Consider the following 17,895-nt stretch of genomic DNA (forward strand, 5'->3'; position numbering starts at 1 on the left):
GATGGCGAACATCTTCACCCGCACCGCCACCGGCGTGATGGACTGGGTCAACGCGCGCGCACCGGCGCTGGCGCCGATGTACCGGAAGCACATGTCCGAGTACTACGCGCCCAAGAACTTCAACATCTGGTACATCTTCGGCGTGCTGTCGATGGTGGTGCTGGTCAACCAGATCGTGACCGGCATCTTCCTGACGATGCACTACAAGCCGAGCGCGGCGGAAGCCTTCGCCTCGGTCGAGTACATCATGCGCGACGTGGAGTGGGGCTGGCTGATCCGCTACATGCACAGCACCGGCGCCTCGCTGTTCTTCATCGTCGTCTACCTGCACATGTTCCGTGGCCTGATGTACGGCTCGTACCAGAAGCCGCGCGAGCTGGTGTGGATCCTGGGCATGCTGATCTACCTGGTGCTGATGGCCGAGGCCTTCATGGGCTACGTGCTGCCGTGGGGCCAGATGTCGTTCTGGGGCGCGAAGGTGATCATCTCGCTGTTCGGCGCGATCCCGGTGATCGGCGGCGGCCTGACCGAGTGGATCATGGGCGACTACCTGCCCTCGGACGCCACCCTGGGCCGGTTCTTCGCCCTGCACGTGATCGCGCTGCCGCTGGTGCTGCTGCTGCTGGTCGTGCTGCACCTGGGCGCGCTGCACGAGGTCGGTTCGAACAACCCCGACGGCGTGGAGATCAAGAAGGGCCCGAAGGGCAACCGCTGGTCGCCGACCGCCCCGGCCGACGGCGTGCCGTTCCATCCGTACTACACCGTCAAGGACACGTTCTACGTGTTCGCGATGCTGATCATCGCGTCCTTTATCATCTTCTTCGCCCCGGCGTTCGGCGGCTGGTTCCTCGAGCACGACAACTTCACCGAGGCCAATCGCCTGGTGACGCCCGCGCACATCAAGCCGGTGTGGTACTACACGCCGTTCTACGCGATGTTGCGCGTGGTGCCGGACAAGCTCGGCGGCGTACTGGTGATGTTCGGCGCGATCATCGTGCTGTTCTTCCTGCCGTGGCTGGACCGGGCCAAGGTCAAGTCGTACCGCTACCGCGGCAAGCTGTCGTGGACCCTGCTGCTGGTGTTCGCCTTCAGCTTCGTCTGGCTGGGCAAGATCGGCGCCGGCCCGGGTACCGACCCGGTCGAGACCATCGTCGGGCGTGTCCTGACGGTCTACTACTTCCTTTTCTTCCTGACCATGCCGCTGTGGACCAAGTGGGACAAGACCAAGCCGGTGCCGGAACGGGTGACGACGCATGACTAAGAAGTGGATTGCCCTGCTGGCCTCGGCCGCCGCCGGCCTGCTGTTCTCCGCCGCGGCGCTGGCCGCCGCCGGCGGGCCCGTGCAGCAGGCCGGGAACGACCTGTCGGACCGCGCCTCGCTGCAGCGCGGCGCCAAGCTGTACATGAACTACTGCTCCAGCTGCCACTCGCTGAAGTTCCTGCGCTACTCGCGCATGGCCGAGGACCTGGGCCTGACCGAAGAAGAGGTGATGGGGAACCTGAACTTCACCGGCGCCAAGTTCGGGGAGCACATCCAGGTCACCATGCGCGATGCCGATGGCACCGAGTGGTTCGGCAAGATGCCGCCGGACCTGAGCCTGATCTCGCGCGTGCGCGGCAGCGACTGGATCTACACCTACCTCAAGTCGTTCTACCTCGACGAATCGCGGCCGCTGGGCTGGAACAACCAGTTGTTCCCGAACGCCTCCATGCCCAACCCGCTGTGGGAGCTGCAAGGCCTGCAGCACGCCGAGTTCGGCGAACCCGACGAGACCGGCACCCGCCATCCCGAGCGGCTGGTGGTCTCCGGCCCGGGGCGGCTGTCGGCGGTGGAGTTCGACCAGACGGTACGCGACATCACCAACTTCCTCGAGTACGCCGGCGAGCCGGCGGCGCTGAAGCGGCAGGCGATGGGCGTGTGGGTGATCCTGTTCCTGGTGCTGCTGACCTTCCTGGGCTACCTGCTCAAGCAGGAATACTGGAGCGACGTGCACTGACGCGGCGCGCCGGCGGGCGCGGCCGGGTATACCGGGTGCTTCCGGCCTTGCGCTTCTCCGGCGCTCCCCGGCACACTCGGGGGACTATGGCGACTGCCGGCGAGGGGCCTGGCAGCGCCGCAACGGTCGGCGGAGTCCGGCCGTCGGAGGCCAGATGGCAGCGAGCGTGCGCATGCGCAATACCCTGACTTTGTTCTCGTCCGTCGATGATGTCCTCTGTCATCGCGTCCGCCTGGTCCTGGCGGCCAAGGGCGTGACATACGACCTGGTCCCGGTGGATGCGCAGAACCCGCCCGAGGACCTGATCCACCTCAATCCCTACCACTCGGTGCCGACCCTGGTCGAGCGCGAGCTGGTGCTGTACGCCGCGTCGGTGGTCAGCGAGTACCTCGACGAGCGCTACCCGCACCCGCCGCTGATGCCGGTCGATCCGCTCTCGCGCGCGCGCCTGCGCCTGGCCATGCTGCGCATCGAGCACGACTGGGTGCCGCAGGTGCAGGCGATCCAGCTGGGCAACAAGCAGCAGGCCGAAGCCGGGCGCAAGCGCCTGAAGGAGCTCCTGACCGAGTCGCTGCCGCTGTTCAAGGCCAGCAAGTTCTTCCTCAACCCGGAAATGAGCCTGGCCGACTGCGCGATGGCGCCGATCATCTGGCGCCTGCAGTCGCTGGACGTGCCCTTGCCCAAGGACGGCAAGGCGATCGAGGACTACGGCAATCGCATCTTCCGTAACCCGGGCTTCGTCCGCAGCCTGACCGACCAGGAAAAGAAGCTGCGCGACATGCCGGCCTGACCGGCCGCCGCGACGGGCCGGTCCCGCCGTGGCAGCGTAGACTGTCCGCATGAGCGATGACGCGCCGCGCATGACCAGCTACCGCCCGTACCTGCTGCGGGCCTTGGCCGAGTGGATCAACGACAACGGGATGACCCCGCACATCCTGGTGGATGCCGGCGTGGCCGGCGTACGCGTGCCGCCCGGCGCGGTGCGCGAAGGCAAGGTCGTGCTGAACATCGCCGACCGCGCCGTGGTCGGCCTGAATATCGACAACGAATGGATCGAATTCACCGCCCGGTTCGGCGGCGTGAGCCAGCCGGTGAGCGTGCCGGTGGGCGCGGTGCTCGCGGTGTACGCACGCGAGACCGGCCAGGGCATGGTCCTGCCGGAAGAGGGCGCGGGCGGCGCCCACGCGCATGACGACGACGGTCCCGACGGCGATGGGCCGGATGCGCCGACGCCACCGGCGGGCCCCGCGGAACCGCCTGCGGGCAAGCGTCCGCACCTGCGCGTGGTGAAGTAGCGCGCTTCAGTCGCGGCGCGGGCGGTCGAACGGAATGACGTGCGCGCCCGACGACGGTCCGACGAAGGACACCAGCCGGTCGCCGCGCAGGACCAGGCGGCCGCTATGGCGTTCGACGCCATCGTGCGAGTAGTCGAAGCGGAAGGTGCGCTCGAGCCCGAGCCAGCCATCCTCGCGCCGGTACAGGCGCATGCCGATCGCGTGCACGCTCTGGTCCAGCCACTGCACGTCCGCGGCCGCGCAGGCGTCGCGGCCGAGGGCCTCGGCGCGCTCGGCGGCCGCGCGCGAGGCGTTCCACCATGCGAACACGGCGGCACCGGCGATCATCAGCAGGATCAGGCTGGGCATGTCCGGACTTTAGCGGAAGCGGCGAGGCGCCACGACCCGCCGCGGTGCATGCGCGGCTTCAGCCACCTGTCGGCGTGGTGGCCGGGCTCGCACCTGCCGGCGGCGGCGCAGGCTCCTGCGCGGGCGAGGGCATCGCCTGCCGGGGCGGGGATGCGGGTGGCGTGGTGGCGGGTCGCGGCGCAGGGGCGGGCGTGGAACTCCCGGCCGGCGGAGTGGCTACTCCCTGTGCGGGCGCCGTCATGGGCGGCGTGCCGGCGCCCGCCGGTGTCGGGCGGAACGGCGCCGGCGGCGTTACCGGAAACCCGCCGCGCAACTGCGCCTGGGGCTTGAGCTTGAGCAGGGCCACCCAGTCCCGGCGGTTGAAGCTGCACGCGGAAGGATTGCCCGGGCGGCAGGCCGCGGGAACCACCTCGTCGCTGGCCAGCGCACTCGCGGCGGACGTGCCGGCCGTGGCCATCGCCGCCGCCGCGGCCGGCGTCGCGACACGGGCGCCGGTTACGACGGGGCGGCCGGCGACGCCCCTGTCGCCGCGCAGGGCGTCCTCGGCCGCCGCCTGCAGCGGTCCCGGCAGCAGCCGCCCGGACGCGTCCAGCGGCAGCTTGCGCATCATCACCGTGTTGAGCACGTTGCCGCCGACCAGGTAAAGCGTGCGGTCGCCGCCGACATTGGCCGCGACGACGATGTCGCAGTGCGAATACGCCGGCAGCGGGCCACTGCCGGACAATCCCGCCTGCAGTCCGGCGGTGCCGCGCCCCTGGTCGTCCGCGCGCAGGAAGCACAGCAGGTCGCCCGGCGCTGGCTGCCCCGCGAACGGATCCATGTAGAGGTAGGGGCTGAGCTCGGGATTGCGCCATGCGCGCGCGATGTAGTCCATGTGCCGCGGCGAGCGCAGGAACTCGGGCAGCGGCGCCCGCATCATCACCCAGGAGACGAAGGCCGCCGACCACGGGTTGTCGACGATGAAGGCGCGGCAGTCGCTGGCGGTCTCGCGGGTGGCACCCGGGTACAGGCAGCTGGCGGCGCCGGCTGCCGATCCCATCGACGACAGGGTGCCGCTTTCGCGCCAGTACTTCGCCACCCGCTGCCAGGCCGGCGTGTAGTCGTCGGCCAGGGCGACGCGTTCGGCCTCGGTAACGCCGAGCCAGGCCACGCGGCCGTCGGTCTCTATGAAGGGGCGGGTCCACAGCCGGTGCTCGTCGCAGGCGATGCGGACGATGGCTTTGGCGGTGGCCTCGACGCCGAAGCGCGGCGGCAGGTCGCAGACTTCCACGCCGCCCTGCGCCGCGTGTGCTGCGGGTGCCGCGAGCGCTGGCAGGGCGAGCAGGGCGAGTGCGTGGAGCCTGCGCATGACGAATCCTTTCCCCGGTACCGGAGCGAGCTTAGCCGCCTGCGGTGGACGATCCGTGATCGTGTCGGCGCTGGAAGTGGATAACGCAGGGCGCGCCGCTGCGGGGACACGCTCGCCGCGTGCCATCCGCGTCGCCGGCGTGCGCGTCGCCTAGGCTGGCGCCGGGCCCAGCTTCATCGACAGGTCGATCGCTCGCACGTGCTTGGTCAGGGCGCCGATCGAGACAAAATCCACGCCGTCGGCGGCGATCGCGCGCAGGCCGTCCAGGCCCACGCCACCGGAGACCTCCAGGGGGATGCGTCCGTGGAACGGGGCGGCCCGGGCGATCCGTACCGCCTCGCGGCGGTCGTCGGCGCAAAAGTCGTCCAGCAGGATGCGGTCGCATCCGGACGCGAGCGCCTCGCGCAACTGGTCGAGCGTCTCCACTTCGACGATCAGCGGAAGGCCCGGCTGGGCCGCGCGCGCGCGCGCAATGGCCTCGGCGACCGTGCCGGCGACCCGGATGTGGTTTTCCTTGAGCATCACCGCGTCGTACAGGCCGATGCGGTGGTTCGCGCCACCGCCGGCGCGGACCGCGTACTTCTGCGCCAGGCGCAGGCCGGGCTGGGTCTTGCGGGTGTCGAGGACCACCGTGCCGGTGCCGCGCACCGCATCGACGTGCGCGGCCGTGGTGGTAGCCGTGCCGGACAGGGTCTGCAGGAAGTTCAGCGCGGTGCGCTCGGCGCTGACCAGGGCGCGGCTGCGGCCCCGGAGCAGCGCGAGCACGGTGCCGGCGGCCACGCGTTCGCCCTCGCCGACGCTCCAGTCGATCGCCACGTCCGGGTCCAGCGCGCGGTGGCAGGCGTCGAACCAGGGCCGGCCGGCGATGACCGCATCTTCCTTGCACAGCAGGTAGGCGCGCTCGGGGACGTCCGGCAGCAGCGCGGCGGTGACGTCGCCGGTCCCGAGGTCTTCCGCCAGCGCGCGGCGCACGTCGGCCAGCACGAGGGACGGGTCGGGCGCCGCGGGTGCCGTCCGGTCCATGCGCGGGTGCCGGTCAGGCCGCGGGAAAGCCGGCCACCTGCGCGGTGGCCAGGGATTCCTCGACCAGCAGCACCGGGATGCCGTCGTCGATGCGGAACACCTGCTTGCGGTCGCGGGTCACCAGCGCCTCGTGCAGCGGTTCGGCCTGGGGGCTGCCATCGGCACGCAGGACCTGGCCGCCGGCGATCGCGCGGTTCAGCGCTTCCAGGCCCCGCGGTTCCAGCAGCGACAGCGGCTGGCGGGTATCGGGCGAACACAGCAGGTCGAGCAGCTTGCGGTCCATGGGGCGGGGGCGCGTGGCGGGGAAGACCGCTAGAATACGGCCTTGTCACCGAGGACGGCCATGCCAGCCCAGCCTGCCAGTTTGCTTGACAGCCCGCCAGCGACGCCTTTGGTCGGTCTCGTCATGGGATCGCGTTCCGACTGGGAAACCATGCAGCACGCGGCGCAGAAGCTCGATGCGCTGGGCGTGCCGCACGAGGTCAGGGTGGTGTCGGCGCACCGCACGCCCGACGTGCTGTTCGACTATGCGGCCAGCGCGCGCGACCGCGGCCTGCGCGTGATCATCGCCGGGGCCGGCGGCGCGGCCCACCTGCCGGGGATGCTGGCATCCAAGACCGCGGTCCCGGTGCTGGGCGTGCCGGTGCAGAGCAAGGCCCTCAACGGCATGGATTCGCTGCTGTCGATCGTGCAGATGCCGGCCGGCATTCCGGTGGCGACCTTCGCGATCGGCAATGCCGGCGCGGCCAACGCCGGGCTGTTCGCGGCCGCGCTGCTGGCGGCGGACCACCCGGAGATCGCGCGCTCCCTCGAGGAGTTCCGCCAGCGCCAGACCGACGACGTCATCGCCCACGACGATCCGCGGCAATGACGACCGTAGGCATCCTGGGTGGCGGGCAACTGGCCCGCATGATGGCGCTTTCCGGCGCGCCGCTGGGGCTGCGTTTCCTGGTGATGGACACGGTGGCCGATGCCTGCGCCGGCCAGTTCGCGCCGCTGCTGGTCGGCGACTACCGCGACGAGTCCGCGCTGGCCGAGTTCGCCGGCAAGGTCGACGTGGCGACGTTCGATTTCGAGAACGTGCCGGCCGAAAGCGCCGAATGGCTTTCCGCGCGCGTGCCCGTGTTCCCGAATCCGCGCGCGCTGGCCGTGGCCCAGGACCGGCTGGCCGAGAAGACCCTGTTCGGCGAGCTGGACATTCCCGTGCCGGAGTTCGCCGCGGTCGCCAGCCGCCAGGACCTGGACCGGGCGCTGGCCGAGGTCGGCGTCCCCTGCATCCTCAAGACCCGCCGGCTGGGGTACGACGGCAAGGGCCAGTTCCGGATCCGCGCGCTGGCCGACGCCGACGCGGCCTGGGAAGCGCTCGGCGCGCAGGCGGCGACGGTGGGATTGATCGTCGAGGCGTTCGTGCCGTTCGAGCGCGAACTGAGCGTGGTCGCGGTGCGCGGCCGCGACGGCGGCTTCCGCACCTGGCCGCTGACCGAGAACTGGCATGTCGATGGCGTGCTGTCGGCCAGCCTGGCGCCGGCGCAGGTCGACCCGGCGCTGGCACGGACGGCCATCGATTACGCGCGCCGCCTGGCGGAGCGGCTCGACTACGTGGGTGTGTTCGCCCTTGAGCTGTTCTGCCGCGACGGTGCGCTGCTGGCCAACGAGCTGGCCCCGCGCGTGCACAACTCCGGGCACTGGACCCTCGAGGGCGCCGAAACCTCGCAATTCCAGAACCACCTGCGCGCGGTGCTCGGATTGCCGTTGGGCGCCACCCACGCGCGCGGTCATGCCTGCATGCTCAACTGGATCGGTGAGATGCCGGACGCGGCCGCGGTGCTGGGCGAAGCCGGCGGCCATTGGCACGACTACGGCAAGGAACCGCGCGCGGGGCGCAAGGTGGGCCACGCGACGCTGCGCGCCGACCAGGCCACGGTGCTGGCCGAGGCGCTGGAGCGCGTCGGCCTGGCCCTGGGCCGACAGGCCCAGGTCGCGCCACCGGTCGCGGCGCTGCGCACGCCGTAGCGGCCCGCTGTCGCCCCGTCTCTCGCACCGGCGCGGCTGCTTTCGTATAGCGCGGCTTGCCCCGCTGCTTGCGGTAATGGGCGCGAAGGCCAGGTGCAGCGGGGCAAGCCCCGCTCTACGGGAGCCGTGCCGCTTGCAGCAGAAGTCGGTACCTGCGGGCGCAGCGACGCATCACGCAGTCCCGCCCTCAGCGCAGGCGTGCGCCGACCGCCTGCCAGTCCACGACTTTCCAGAACGCTTCGAGGTAGTCCGCGCGGGCGTTCTGCCGGTCCAGGTAGTACGCGTGCTCCCACACGTCGCAGGCCAGCAGCGGGGTGTCGGAGCCGGTAAGCGGGGTGCCGCCGCCGCGGGTGGCGACGATTCCCGGCGTCCCATCCGGGCGCTGCACCAGCCAGACCCAGCCTGAGCCGAACAGGCCCAGGGCCTGCCGGGTGAATTCCTCGCGGAACCGGATGAAGTCGCCGTACTGGCGCGCCAGCCGTTCGGCCAGCGGTCCGGCGGGATCGCCGCCGCCGCGTGGCGACAGGCAGGTCCAGTAGAAGCCGTGGCTCCAGGCCTGCGCCGCCTCGTCGGCCAGCCGGCCGCGGGCCCGGCGGACGATTTCTTCCAGCGCCAGGCCTTCCAGTCCGCTGCCTTCGAGCAGGCGGTTGGTCGCCTCGACGTGGCCACGGTGGTGGCTGCCGTGGTGCTCGTCCAGCGTGGCGGCGGACAGGTGCGGCTCCAGCGCGTTGCGCGGGTAGGGCAGGGCGGGCAGTTCGATGGCCATGCGTTCTCGGGCGGTTCGATGCGGGGCCCGGCGTCGGTGCGGCGGCGCAGGGCTTACAATTGCCGCTTCAGTTTAGACGATGGCGGGCACGGCCCCGGCGTCCAGGAGATGGGTAATGGCGGTAATGGAGCGCATCCAGGCCGAGGTCGAAGGCCATCCGGTCGTGCTGTTCATGAAGGGCACGCCGGCGTTCCCGATGTGCGGCTTTTCCGCGCGCGCGGTGCAGGCGCTGCAGGCCGCAGGCGCCGAACAGCTGCACACGGTCAACGTACTGGAGGAGCCGGAGATCCGGGCCAACCTGCCACGCTATTCCAACTGGCCGACGTTCCCGCAGCTGTTCCTGCACGGGGAGCTGATCGGCGGCTGCGATATCACCCTGGAGCTGCTGGAATCCGGCGAGCTGCAGCGCATGGTCCAGGAAGCGCTGTCGCAGTGAGCCTGTTCGCCCTGCCGTCCGCCGCCCCGCAGCCGCTGGCCGGCCGCGTCGTCCTGATCAGCGGTGCCCATGGCGGCCTGGGTGCCGCCGCGGCCCAGGCCTGTGCCGCCGCCGGCGCCACCCTGGTCCTGCTCGGTCGCCGCCTGCCCCGGCTCAACCGCGTCTACGACGCGGTGGCCCAGGCTGGCCATGAGCCGCTGCTGTATCCGCTCGACCTGGAGGGCGCCTCGCCGGACGACTACGCCGAGCTGGCCGACCGCCTGCACGCGGAACTGGGCCGGCTCGACGGGGTCCTGCACTGCGCCGCCGAGTTCCGCGGCCTGACCCCGCTCGAGCACCTGGACCCGGCCGTTTTCGCCCGCGCGATCCACGTCAACCTGACCGCTCCCTGGTGGCTGCTGCAGGCCTGCCTGCCGCTGCTGCGCCAGTCGGCGGATGCGTCGGTGGTGCTGGCGGTCGACGACCCGGCGCGGGTCGGCCAGGCGTATTGGGGCGGCTACGGCATCGCCCAGCATGGCCTGCGGGCGATGGTCGGCATGCTGGCTACCGAACTGGCCGCCACGACGGTGCGGGTGGCGGGCCTGCAGCCCGGCCCGATGCGCACGCCCCTGCGGGCGCGCGCCTATGCCGATGACCTGGGCGAGGACCTGCGCGATCCGGAGGCCTACGCCGGAGCCTGCGTCACCTTGCTGTCGCCTGCCGGCGCGGCCTGGCGTGGCCAGGTCTGGGACGCGGCGGCGGGAGGGTCGGAATGACCATCCTCTCCGCGGCGCTGCTGCTTTTCCTGATCCTCGACCCGCTGGGCAACGTCCCGGTATTCCTCAGCGTGCTCAAGCCGCTGCCGCCGAAGCGGCAGCGCGTGGTGCTGGTCCGCGAGCTGCTGATCGCGCTGGCGGTGCTGATGCTGTTCCTGTGGTGCGGCAAGTACTTCCTGGAGCTGATGCACCTGCGCCAGGAATCGGTGTCCATCGCCGGCGGCATCGTCCTGTTCCTGATCGGCATCCGCATGATCTTCCCCCGCCCGGAAGGACTGATGGGCGAGATCCCGGATGGCGAGCCGTTCATCGTCCCCCTGGCCATCCCGCTGGTCGCCGGTCCGTCCGGCATGGCGGCTGTAATGCTGATGGGCAGCAACGAACCGCACCGGCTCGGCGACTGGAGCCTGGCCCTGTTCCTGGCCTGGGCGGCCACCGCCGCCATCCTGCTGGCGGCGCCGCTGCTTTACCGGCTGCTCGGCCGGCGCGCGCTGACCGCCATCGAGCGGCTGATGGGGATGCTGCTGGTCGCCATCTCGGTGCAGATGCTGATGGATGGCCTGACGGCCTACCTCAAGAGTTCGGCGTAAGGCCCGGATATCCCGGATCGCCCTCGGCGGCGCTCCCGCCAGACCAAAATTCCTTGTGGCGTATGGGGTTGCGATGTGTTGCGACGCAATAGAAATTTGTCATGTCTTGGTCACATGGCGACCCTAGCATGTTAATCTGGTGTTAACCCCTGTGATGAGCATCGCAGGGAAGCCAATTCGCCTTCAGCACCGGGCTCCACGCCTGAACGCCAACTCAATCCCGAGGCCTTTCCCAATGACTGATTCCCGCCGACTTCGGATGTCCAAACTCACCTTGGGCCTGGTCGCCGCGCTTGCCGCCGCCCCCGCCTTCGCCCAGAGCACCTCGTCCGGTGTGGGCGGTCTCGTGACCAGCGGCAGCGGCCAGCCGGTGGCTGGCGCCGAAGTGACCATCACCCACGTCGAGTCGGGCACGGTCAGCCGCGCCACCACCGACGCCACTGGCCGCTGGAACTCGCGCGGCCTGCGCGTCGGCGGTCCGTACACCATCACCATCACCAAGCCCGGTGAAGGCACCAAGACCGAAGACAACGTCTATCTGGCCCTGAACCAGGTCAGCACCGTCAATGCCGAGCTGGCCGGCGACGTGACCACGCTGGGCGCAGTGCAGGTAACCGGAGTTTCCGGCGGCTCGGTGGTGTTCAGCGCCACCAACATGGGCGCCGGCACCAGCGTCGACCGCCAGGTGATCGACGCCCTGCCGTCAATGAACGGCAACATCCAGGACTTCATGCGCCTGGATCCGCGCGTGACCTTCACCGACCGCGCCTCGGGCAGCATGACTGCCGGCGGCCAGAACCCGCGCTTCAACAAGATCACCATCGACGGCGTCTCGGCCAGCGACACCTTCGGCCTGGAAGGCAACAACATGCCGACCATGCGCCAGCCGGTGTCGATGGAGGCCATCGAGGCCATCGACATCAACCTGTCCAACTACGACGTGGGCCTTTCGGGCGCTGCCGGCGCCAATGTCAACGCGGTGACCAAGTCCGGTACCAACGAGTTCCACGGCTCGGTGTACGGCAGCTACCGCGATGGCGACTGGTTCGGCGACTACCCGGCGCGCGTGGCCGGCAGCAACACCGACGTCACCGGGCTTCCGTTCGATGAATACAGCAAGGAGTCGACCTGGGGCATGACGCTGGGTGGCCCGCTGGTCAAGGACACGCTGTTCTTCTTCGCCAACTACGAGAAGATGAAGCAGACCGACATCGGCCCGGCTGGCCAGAGCCAGGGCAGCACCCCGCTGACCGCCGGTGGCGCCGACTTCGGTGCGGCCGATGTGGCCGAAGTGCAGCGCATCGCGCGCGATGTCTGGGACTTCGAGCCGGGCGAGCTGAGCGGCAGCGGCGACACCGAGCTGGAAGAGTATGCGCTGAAGCTGGACTGGAACATCAACGAGAACCACCGCGCCAACCTGCGCTACAGCAAGCTGGAGCAGAACCGCATCCGCCCTGAGGCCTCGAGCAACAGCGTGCTCGCGCTGAGCTCGAACTGGTTCAACCACGTCAAGACGGTAGAGAGCTACGTCGGCCAGCTGTTCAGCGACTGGTCCGACACGTTCTCCACCGAATTCAAGGTGTCTTACCGCGACTACTCGGCCATCCGCGTCAGCCCGACCACCGCGCCGACCATCCAGGTCTACTTCGACGACGGCAATGCCGCCAACGCCGTCACCGCCGGCGACCTGATCCGCCTGGGAACCGAGCGCAGCTCGCCCGGCAACACTCTGCTGACCGAGACCTGGAGCTACTACGGCGCCGGCGTGTGGACGGTCGGCGACCACGACATCAAGTTCGGCGCCGAGTACAGCGAGAACGAGATCTACAACTACTTCCTGCAGGATTCGTGGGGCAACTACAGCTTCTACGTACCGCGCTTGAACGGAGTGAACGATTTCGGCAACCTGATCCGCGGCCAGTACTTCGACTACGACCTGCAGACCAACCCGGCCGATCCGGATGCGATCGCAGCCCGCTACACCAACAAGAACACCGGCCTGTTCATCCAGGACACCTGGTACGTCAACACCAACCTCACCCTGACCTTCGGCCTGCGAGCCGACAAGCCCGACGCCAGCCCCAACCCGCCGTACAACGCCTGCTTCGCCGCCGCGCCGGGTACCGCCAACGCCGCCTGCGGCAGTGGATACACCGGTGGCTTCGGCATCGACAACACCAACACCTATAACGGCGACTTCATCGTCCAGCCGCGCTTCGGCTTCAACTACACCTTCGACTGGGAGCGTCCGGCCCAGCTGCGCGGCGGCGTCGGCCTGTTCCAGGGTGACGCGCCGCAGGTGTGGGTCGGCAATGCCTACAGCAGCACCGGCATGAACTACATCTCCTACCAGAACACCACCGCCTGGCAGACGGTTCCATTCAGCGCGGATGGCCTCAACCAGAATATCCCGCCGGGCGGCACGGGCGTGCGCAACGTCAACGCGATCAGCAGCGACTTCGAGCTGCCCTCGGTGTGGAAGGCCAACCTGGCCATCGACGTCGAGACCCCGTGGTGGGGCACCGTCGCATCGGCCGAGCTGCTGCTGACCGACATCAACAATGGCCTGTTCTACCGCACGCTCAACGTCGGCCCGGGCTACATCGGTCCGGACGGGCGCGTGCTGTACTGGAATCCGGCGTTCGTGGGCCAGCTTCCGACCGGAGGCACCGGCTCGGTGTACACAGCCAATTCCCGCTACGGCCGCAACGCCTACTTCGGTGACGTCTACCTGCTGGAGAACACCAACAAGGGCAAGGGCCAGCAGCTGACCCTGTCGTTGAGCAAGCCGTTCAGCGAAGAGAGCGACTGGTCCTGGACCGTTGGCTATACCTACACCCAGGCCGAGGAAGTGGGCGCGCTGACCAGCTCGACCGCCGGTTCCGGCTTCGGCTCGCAGTACGGTTTCAACATCAACGAGCCGTCCAGCACCACTGCCCGCTACGAGATCCGGGACCGCTTCAGCGGCGCGCTGAACTGGTCGCACAAGTTCTTCGGCGACAACGCCACCCAGGTCGGCCTGTTCTACGAGGGCCGCAGCGGCCGACCGTACAGCTACATCTTCACCGGCGACGCCAATGGCGACGGCCGTACCTTCAATGACCTGTTCTATGTGCCGTCCGGCCCGGGCGACGTGCTGTTCGGTACCCTCAGCTCGACCGGTGCGTTCACGCCGAACGCGGCGATGGAGCAGGCGTTCTGGTCGTGGATGGCCGAGAACCCGGAGCTGGCGCGCTATCGCGGCAGCTACGCGCCCGAAAATGCCTTCCGCGCTGGCTGGGTCAACACCTTCGATGTGCGTATCAGCCAGGAGTTGCCGGGCTTCTTCGAAGGCCACAAATCGAAGATCTGGCTGGACATCCAGAACGTGGGCAACCTGATCAACAAGGACTGGGGCCATGTCATCGACTATGGCTTCAACGCCAACAACGCGGTCGCCACGTTGCAGGGCATCTACAACGGCCAGTATGTCTACAGCTACCGCGGCAACTACAACGGCGTCCCCGAGTTCGGCCAAACCTCGGCCGAGGGCATTCCGACCAACTCCGACAGTCAGACCAATGGCATCTCGCAGTGGTCGCTGTCGGTGGGCCTGCGCTACGACTTCTGATCTTCTGATCGGTTGAACGCATGACCAGGAACGGCCGGGGCAACCCGGCCGTTTCCTTTTGCGCGGCACGGTGCGTTGCGACGCCCGCTGGAGTAGAGTCGGCGGCCGGTTTCCACGGATTCGCAAGGCCCATGAACGAAACTGTTTCGAGCACGCTGCCCGTGCAGGATGCACGCATCTACCCGCGCGGCGGGCTGGATATCCTTTCGCGCACGGAGGTGGCCCGGCTGCGTGATGCCTCGGCCGGCGGCATGCACGAGCTGCTGCGGCGCTGCGCGCTGGCGGTGCTGACCAGCGGCAGCGCCAGCGACGACCCGCGAGCCGCGCGCGACCTGTACCCGAACTTCGACATCCAGGTCACCCAGCAGGACCGCGGCGTGCGGATCGACCTGGTGAACGCCCCGGCGATGGCGTTCGTCGATGGCGAGATCATCCGCGGCGTGGCCGAGCTGCTGTTCGCGACCGTGCGCGACCTGGCCTGGACCGCGATCGAGCTGGGCGAGGACTGCAAGGGTGCCGACCTGCGCAGCTCGGCGGGCATCACCGACTCGGTGTTCGGCCTGCTGCGCAACGCGCGCATCCTGCAGCCGTCCGATCCGAACCTGGTGGTGTGCTGGGGCGGCCACTCGATCTCGCGCGACGAGTACATCTATACCAAGCAGGTCGGCTACGAGCTGGGCCTGCGCGGGCTGGACATCTGCACCGGCTGCGGCCCGGGCGCGATGAAGGGGCCGATGAAGGGCGCGACCATCGCCCACGCCAAGCAACGCCGCAGCCGTACGCGCTACATCGGCATCACCGAGCCGGGGATCATCGCCGCCGAGTCGCCGAACCCGATCGTGAACCACCTGGTGATCATGCCGGACATCGAGAAGCGGCTGGAGGCGTTCGTGCGCCTGGGCCACGGCATCATCGTGTTCCCCGGCGGCGTCGGCACGGCCGAGGAGATCCTCTACCTGCTCGGCATCCTCCTGCGCGAGGAGAACGCGGACCTGCCGTTCCCGCTGATCCTGACCGGGCCGACGATCGCCGCACCGTACTTCGAGCAGATCGACCGGTTCCTGCGCCTGACCCTGGGGGAGGCGGCCACCTCGCGCTACGAGATCGTGATCGGCGACCCGGCCGCGGTGTCGAAGAAGATGACTGCCGGCATCCGCAAGGTGCGCGAGGCACGCATCGCGCACAAGGATTCGTTCTACTTCAACTGGGGCATCCAGATCCCGCTGGAGTTCCAGCAGCCGTTCGTGCCCAGCCATGAGGCGATGGCGGCGCTGGACCTGCACCACGGCCGGCAGCCGTCGGCGCTGGCCGCCGACCTGCGCCGGGCCTTCTCCGGAATCGTCGCCGGCAACGTCAAGGAGGAGGGCATGCGCCGGATCGAGGAGCACGGCCCGTTCGAGATCAACGGCGCGCCGGACATGATGCAGGCCCTGGACGGCTTGCTGCGGGCGTTCGTCGAACAGCGGCGGATGAAGATCGCCGGGGATTACCGTCCCTGCTACCGGGTGGTGGCCTGAGGCGGGACAGCGCCTGACGCCGCCGCCGCGAGGCGGCGCGCGTGCCTCCGTCCCTCCCGCCAGACTGACCGTTCATCCCGGACCCCATTGATTCTGCCCGGTAGCCGGATAGGCTCGGCGGGGTCACGTTGGGGAACGTCCGCATGCCATCCACGCGCCAGTCCGGTTTCACCCTGGTCGAGCTGATGATCGCCGTCGCCGTGGTGGCGGTCCTGATGGGGTTGGCACTGCCGAGTTTCCAGGCCAGCCTCAGGTCCAACCGGGTGGTCACCACCAGCAATGAGCTGCTCGCCTCGCTCTCTCTTGCCAGGACCGAGGCGATCCGTGGCCTCGGTCCGGCCGGCATATGTGCCAGTGCTGATGGCGCGACGTGCGCGGGAACCACCGATTGGGCGAGCGGCTGGATCGTCTGGCGCGACGACCGGGCTGCCGGTGGCGTCGTAGTCAGGACGGTGGTGCGGTACATCCAGCCGAAGGAGCGCATGGCTATTACCGGGCCCAATGCCGGGGTGCAGTTCACCACCCAGGGCCGCACCCAGAACGGCGCCACGCAGATCGCCGTCGCCGCCTCGGATGACGCTGGCGTGGCCCGTTGCCTGCTGGTCAACACCACCGGCCAGAGCCGGGTCACCCAGGGAGCATGCGCATGAGTCGGCGTGGGCGGTCGGGGCAGTTGGGTCGTCGTCAGGTGGCCGGCTTCAGCCTGGTCGAAGTCATGGTGGCGGTGTTGGTGCTGGGGCTGGGCCTGCTCGGCTTCGCGCTGCTGCAGACCATGAGCGTGCGTTTCACCCAGAGCGCCAATCAGCGGACCCAGGCCACGAACCTGGCCTACGACATGCTCGACCAGATCCGGGTCAATCGCCTCGCGGCGGTGCAGTACGTGGGCAACTACACCGGAACCACGGCCGGCTGCACGCCTACGGGCGCGGTCTCGGCCGATGCGTATCGGACGGTCTGGGAATGTCGGCTCGGCAAGGCGCTCGGCGCCGGCTCCACGGCTAACGTTGCGGTCAATGCGGGGCAGGTCACCGTTGCGATCACCTGGGGCGACGAGCGCTGGAACGACGCCGACCGCGACGGCACCGTTTCGGCCGCCGAAGGCAACCAGACATTTACCACGGTGACCCGCCTGTGAAGCAGATTAACCCATGGCACGAAAGCGGGCTGTCGCTGATCGAACTGATGATCGCGCTGCTGATCGGCAGCATCCTGATGCTCGGCGTGGTCCAGGTTTTCAGCGCGTCCCGCGCGGCCTACCAGCTGTCAGAGGGCATGTCGCGAACGCAGGAGAATGCGCGCTTCGCGCTTGATTATCTGCAGCGCGACGTACGCATGGCCGGCCACTTCGGGTGCGTCAATGACCAGGCCCGGCGGCAGATCGCTGGCGCGCTGACCTCTCATTTCGTAGCCAACGGTCCAATGGACTTCGGTTTTTCGGTGCGGGGTTACGACAATGCCTCCCCGCCCGGCGTGGTGTTGGCACCTGCGCGTGTCGCCGGTACCGACTCGCTGGTGTTGCGCTTCATGAGCGGGAACGGGATCCCGATCACCGGGATCGATGCGGCTGCCGGCACGGTGGACGTGGATCCGGCCAAGTGGAACGTCCTCACCGACAGTGGCGTCGCCGCCCCGACCGTGTTCGGCGTCGCGGATTGCGCGTTCGCCGATGTGTTCGCGGCAACCGCCATCAACGCTGGTGCGGGTCGCGTCACGCTGCCTGCGACCGTTGACCTCGCGCGCTATGGTGCCAGCCCGGAGGGTGGGCCAACGATGCTCTATCGTGGTGAAGCGGTGGTCTACTACATTGGCTTGGGCGCGGGCGGGCGGCCTTCGCTGTGGCGCGCGCGCATCAATACCGACGGTTCCACCACGGCTGAGGAACTGGTGGAAGGCATCGAGGACCTGCAATTCCGCTATGGCCTGGACCGCAATCCAGCCACCAATCCCGCAGGCTACATCCTGACCCAGGCGGCGGCGGGCGGCGTGGGCGCGAGCGAAGCGGAATGGCGGCGGGTGGGCCAGGTACAGGTTGCCCTGCTGGCGGTCAGCCCGAATCCCGCCGCATCCGCCCAGGCGCAGGCAGCAAATGCGCCGACGCTGTTCGGCGTCGTCGCGGCCACACCGGCCGATGGCCGCTATCGCGTCGCCTACGAAAGTTCGATTGCCCTGCGCAACCGCCTCTACGGGAACTGACACC

Annotated in this window: 19 protein-coding genes; 14 read left to right on the forward strand and 5 right to left on the reverse strand. The window is 69.0% G+C overall.

All coding sequences use genetic code 11. The features are described from left to right. The first annotated feature begins 1 nt into the window (after nt 1). The 4 genes from ABKA19_RS12365 (at nt 2) to ABKA19_RS12380 (ending at nt 3,292) form a co-directional block, all read left to right on the forward strand. Nucleotides 2–1,261, forward strand: coding sequence for a cytochrome b (locus tag ABKA19_RS12365; protein WP_353689155.1), 1,260 nt, complete (start codon nt 2–4; stop codon nt 1,259–1,261). Then, nucleotides 1,254–1,997 (forward strand): cytochrome c1, encoded by a 744-nt coding sequence (locus tag ABKA19_RS12370; protein WP_353689156.1) that lies wholly within the window; start codon nt 1,254–1,256, stop codon nt 1,995–1,997. The genes ABKA19_RS12365 and ABKA19_RS12370 overlap by 8 nt, the downstream gene beginning before the upstream one ends. 154 nt (nt 1,998–2,151) lie before the next feature. Further along, on the forward strand, nt 2,152–2,787 hold the full coding sequence (locus ABKA19_RS12375) for a glutathione S-transferase N-terminal domain-containing protein (protein ID WP_162376789.1): 636 nt from the start codon (nt 2,152–2,154) through the stop codon (nt 2,785–2,787). A 49-nt stretch (nt 2,788–2,836) separates the two neighbouring features. After that, nucleotides 2,837–3,292, forward strand: coding sequence for a ClpXP protease specificity-enhancing factor (locus ABKA19_RS12380; RefSeq protein ID WP_353689157.1), 456 nt, complete (start codon nt 2,837–2,839; stop codon nt 3,290–3,292). 6 nt (nt 3,293–3,298) lie between these two features. Here ABKA19_RS12380 and ABKA19_RS12385 read toward each other — a convergent pair whose 3' ends face one another. From ABKA19_RS12385 to ABKA19_RS12400, 4 genes are all read right to left on the reverse strand, one after another. Continuing rightward, entirely contained in the window at nt 3,299–3,640 is a 342-nt protein-coding gene (locus ABKA19_RS12385) for a DUF3301 domain-containing protein (protein ID WP_162376791.1), read from the reverse strand. 58 nt (nt 3,641–3,698) lie between these two features. Beyond that, nucleotides 3,699–4,988 carry a DUF2272 domain-containing protein gene (locus ABKA19_RS12390; RefSeq protein ID WP_353689158.1) on the reverse strand — a complete coding sequence of 430 codons (1,290 nt, stop codon included), beginning with the start codon at nt 4,986–4,988 and terminating at the stop codon, nt 3,699–3,701. A gap of 150 nt (nt 4,989–5,138) precedes the next feature. After that, nucleotides 5,139–6,011: a carboxylating nicotinate-nucleotide diphosphorylase gene (nadC, locus tag ABKA19_RS12395; RefSeq protein ID WP_353689159.1), complete on the reverse strand. Its 873-nt coding sequence runs from the start codon at nt 6,009–6,011 to the stop codon at nt 5,139–5,141. A 13-nt stretch (nt 6,012–6,024) separates the two neighbouring features. Further along, nucleotides 6,025–6,294 carry a Trm112 family protein gene (locus ABKA19_RS12400; RefSeq protein WP_162376794.1) on the reverse strand — a complete coding sequence of 90 codons (270 nt, stop codon included), beginning with the start codon at nt 6,292–6,294 and terminating at the stop codon, nt 6,025–6,027. A gap of 60 nt (nt 6,295–6,354) precedes the next feature. Between ABKA19_RS12400 and purE the strand changes: the two genes are divergently transcribed. Both purE and ABKA19_RS12410 read left to right on the forward strand, forming a co-directional pair. Next, on the forward strand, nt 6,355–6,882 hold the full coding sequence (gene purE, locus ABKA19_RS12405) for a 5-(carboxyamino)imidazole ribonucleotide mutase (protein ID WP_353689160.1): 528 nt from the start codon (nt 6,355–6,357) through the stop codon (nt 6,880–6,882). Continuing rightward, the gene (locus ABKA19_RS12410) at nt 6,879–8,024 is read left to right on the forward strand and encodes a 5-(carboxyamino)imidazole ribonucleotide synthase (protein ID WP_353689161.1); all 1,146 of its coding nucleotides are present in this window, start codon (nt 6,879–6,881) and stop codon (nt 8,022–8,024) included. The genes purE and ABKA19_RS12410 overlap by 4 nt, the downstream gene beginning before the upstream one ends. Before the next feature lie 187 nt (nt 8,025–8,211). Here ABKA19_RS12410 and ABKA19_RS12415 read toward each other — a convergent pair whose 3' ends face one another. Next, a complete protein-coding gene (locus tag ABKA19_RS12415) occupies nt 8,212–8,790 on the reverse strand; it encodes a superoxide dismutase (RefSeq protein WP_353689162.1) in 579 nt (192 codons plus the stop codon). A gap of 115 nt (nt 8,791–8,905) precedes the next feature. Between ABKA19_RS12415 and grxD the strand changes: the two genes are divergently transcribed. The 8 genes from grxD (at nt 8,906) to ABKA19_RS12455 (ending at nt 17,891) form a co-directional block, all read left to right on the forward strand. Next, nucleotides 8,906–9,226, forward strand: a complete 321-nt coding sequence (gene grxD / locus ABKA19_RS12420) for a Grx4 family monothiol glutaredoxin (protein ID WP_162376798.1) — start codon at nt 8,906–8,908, stop codon at nt 9,224–9,226. 2 nt (nt 9,227–9,228) lie between these two features. Next, nucleotides 9,229–9,981, forward strand: coding sequence for an SDR family oxidoreductase (locus ABKA19_RS12425; RefSeq protein WP_353689385.1), 753 nt, complete (start codon nt 9,229–9,231; stop codon nt 9,979–9,981). Continuing rightward, nucleotides 9,978–10,571: a YhgN family NAAT transporter gene (locus tag ABKA19_RS12430; protein ID WP_162376799.1), complete on the forward strand. Its 594-nt coding sequence runs from the start codon at nt 9,978–9,980 to the stop codon at nt 10,569–10,571. Before ABKA19_RS12425 ends, ABKA19_RS12430 begins: the two co-directional genes overlap by 4 nt. A gap of 259 nt (nt 10,572–10,830) precedes the next feature. Beyond that, nucleotides 10,831–14,181 (forward strand): TonB-dependent receptor, encoded by a 3,351-nt coding sequence (locus ABKA19_RS12435; protein WP_353689163.1) that lies wholly within the window; start codon nt 10,831–10,833, stop codon nt 14,179–14,181. Between the two features lie 131 nt (nt 14,182–14,312). Beyond that, entirely contained in the window at nt 14,313–15,698 is a 1,386-nt protein-coding gene (ppnN, locus tag ABKA19_RS12440) for a nucleotide 5'-monophosphate nucleosidase PpnN (RefSeq protein WP_353689164.1), read from the forward strand. A gap of 143 nt (nt 15,699–15,841) precedes the next feature. Continuing rightward, complete coding sequence (locus ABKA19_RS12445; protein WP_353689165.1) at nt 15,842–16,348, forward strand: GspH/FimT family pseudopilin; 507 nt, start codon at nt 15,842–15,844, stop codon at nt 16,346–16,348. Next, a complete protein-coding gene (gene pilV, locus ABKA19_RS12450; RefSeq protein ID WP_353689166.1) occupies nt 16,345–16,833 on the forward strand; it encodes a type IV pilus modification protein PilV in 489 nt (162 codons plus the stop codon). Before ABKA19_RS12445 ends, pilV begins: the two co-directional genes overlap by 4 nt. Beyond that, on the forward strand, nt 16,830–17,891 hold the full coding sequence (locus tag ABKA19_RS12455; RefSeq protein ID WP_353689167.1) for a PilW family protein: 1,062 nt from the start codon (nt 16,830–16,832) through the stop codon (nt 17,889–17,891). Before pilV ends, ABKA19_RS12455 begins: the two co-directional genes overlap by 4 nt. Nucleotides 17,892–17,895 lie beyond the last annotated feature (4 nt).

It is taken from the genome of Pseudoxanthomonas sp. Soil82 (assembly GCF_040446535.1).
Lineage (GTDB): Bacteria > Pseudomonadota > Gammaproteobacteria > Xanthomonadales > Xanthomonadaceae > Pseudoxanthomonas > Pseudoxanthomonas kaohsiungensis.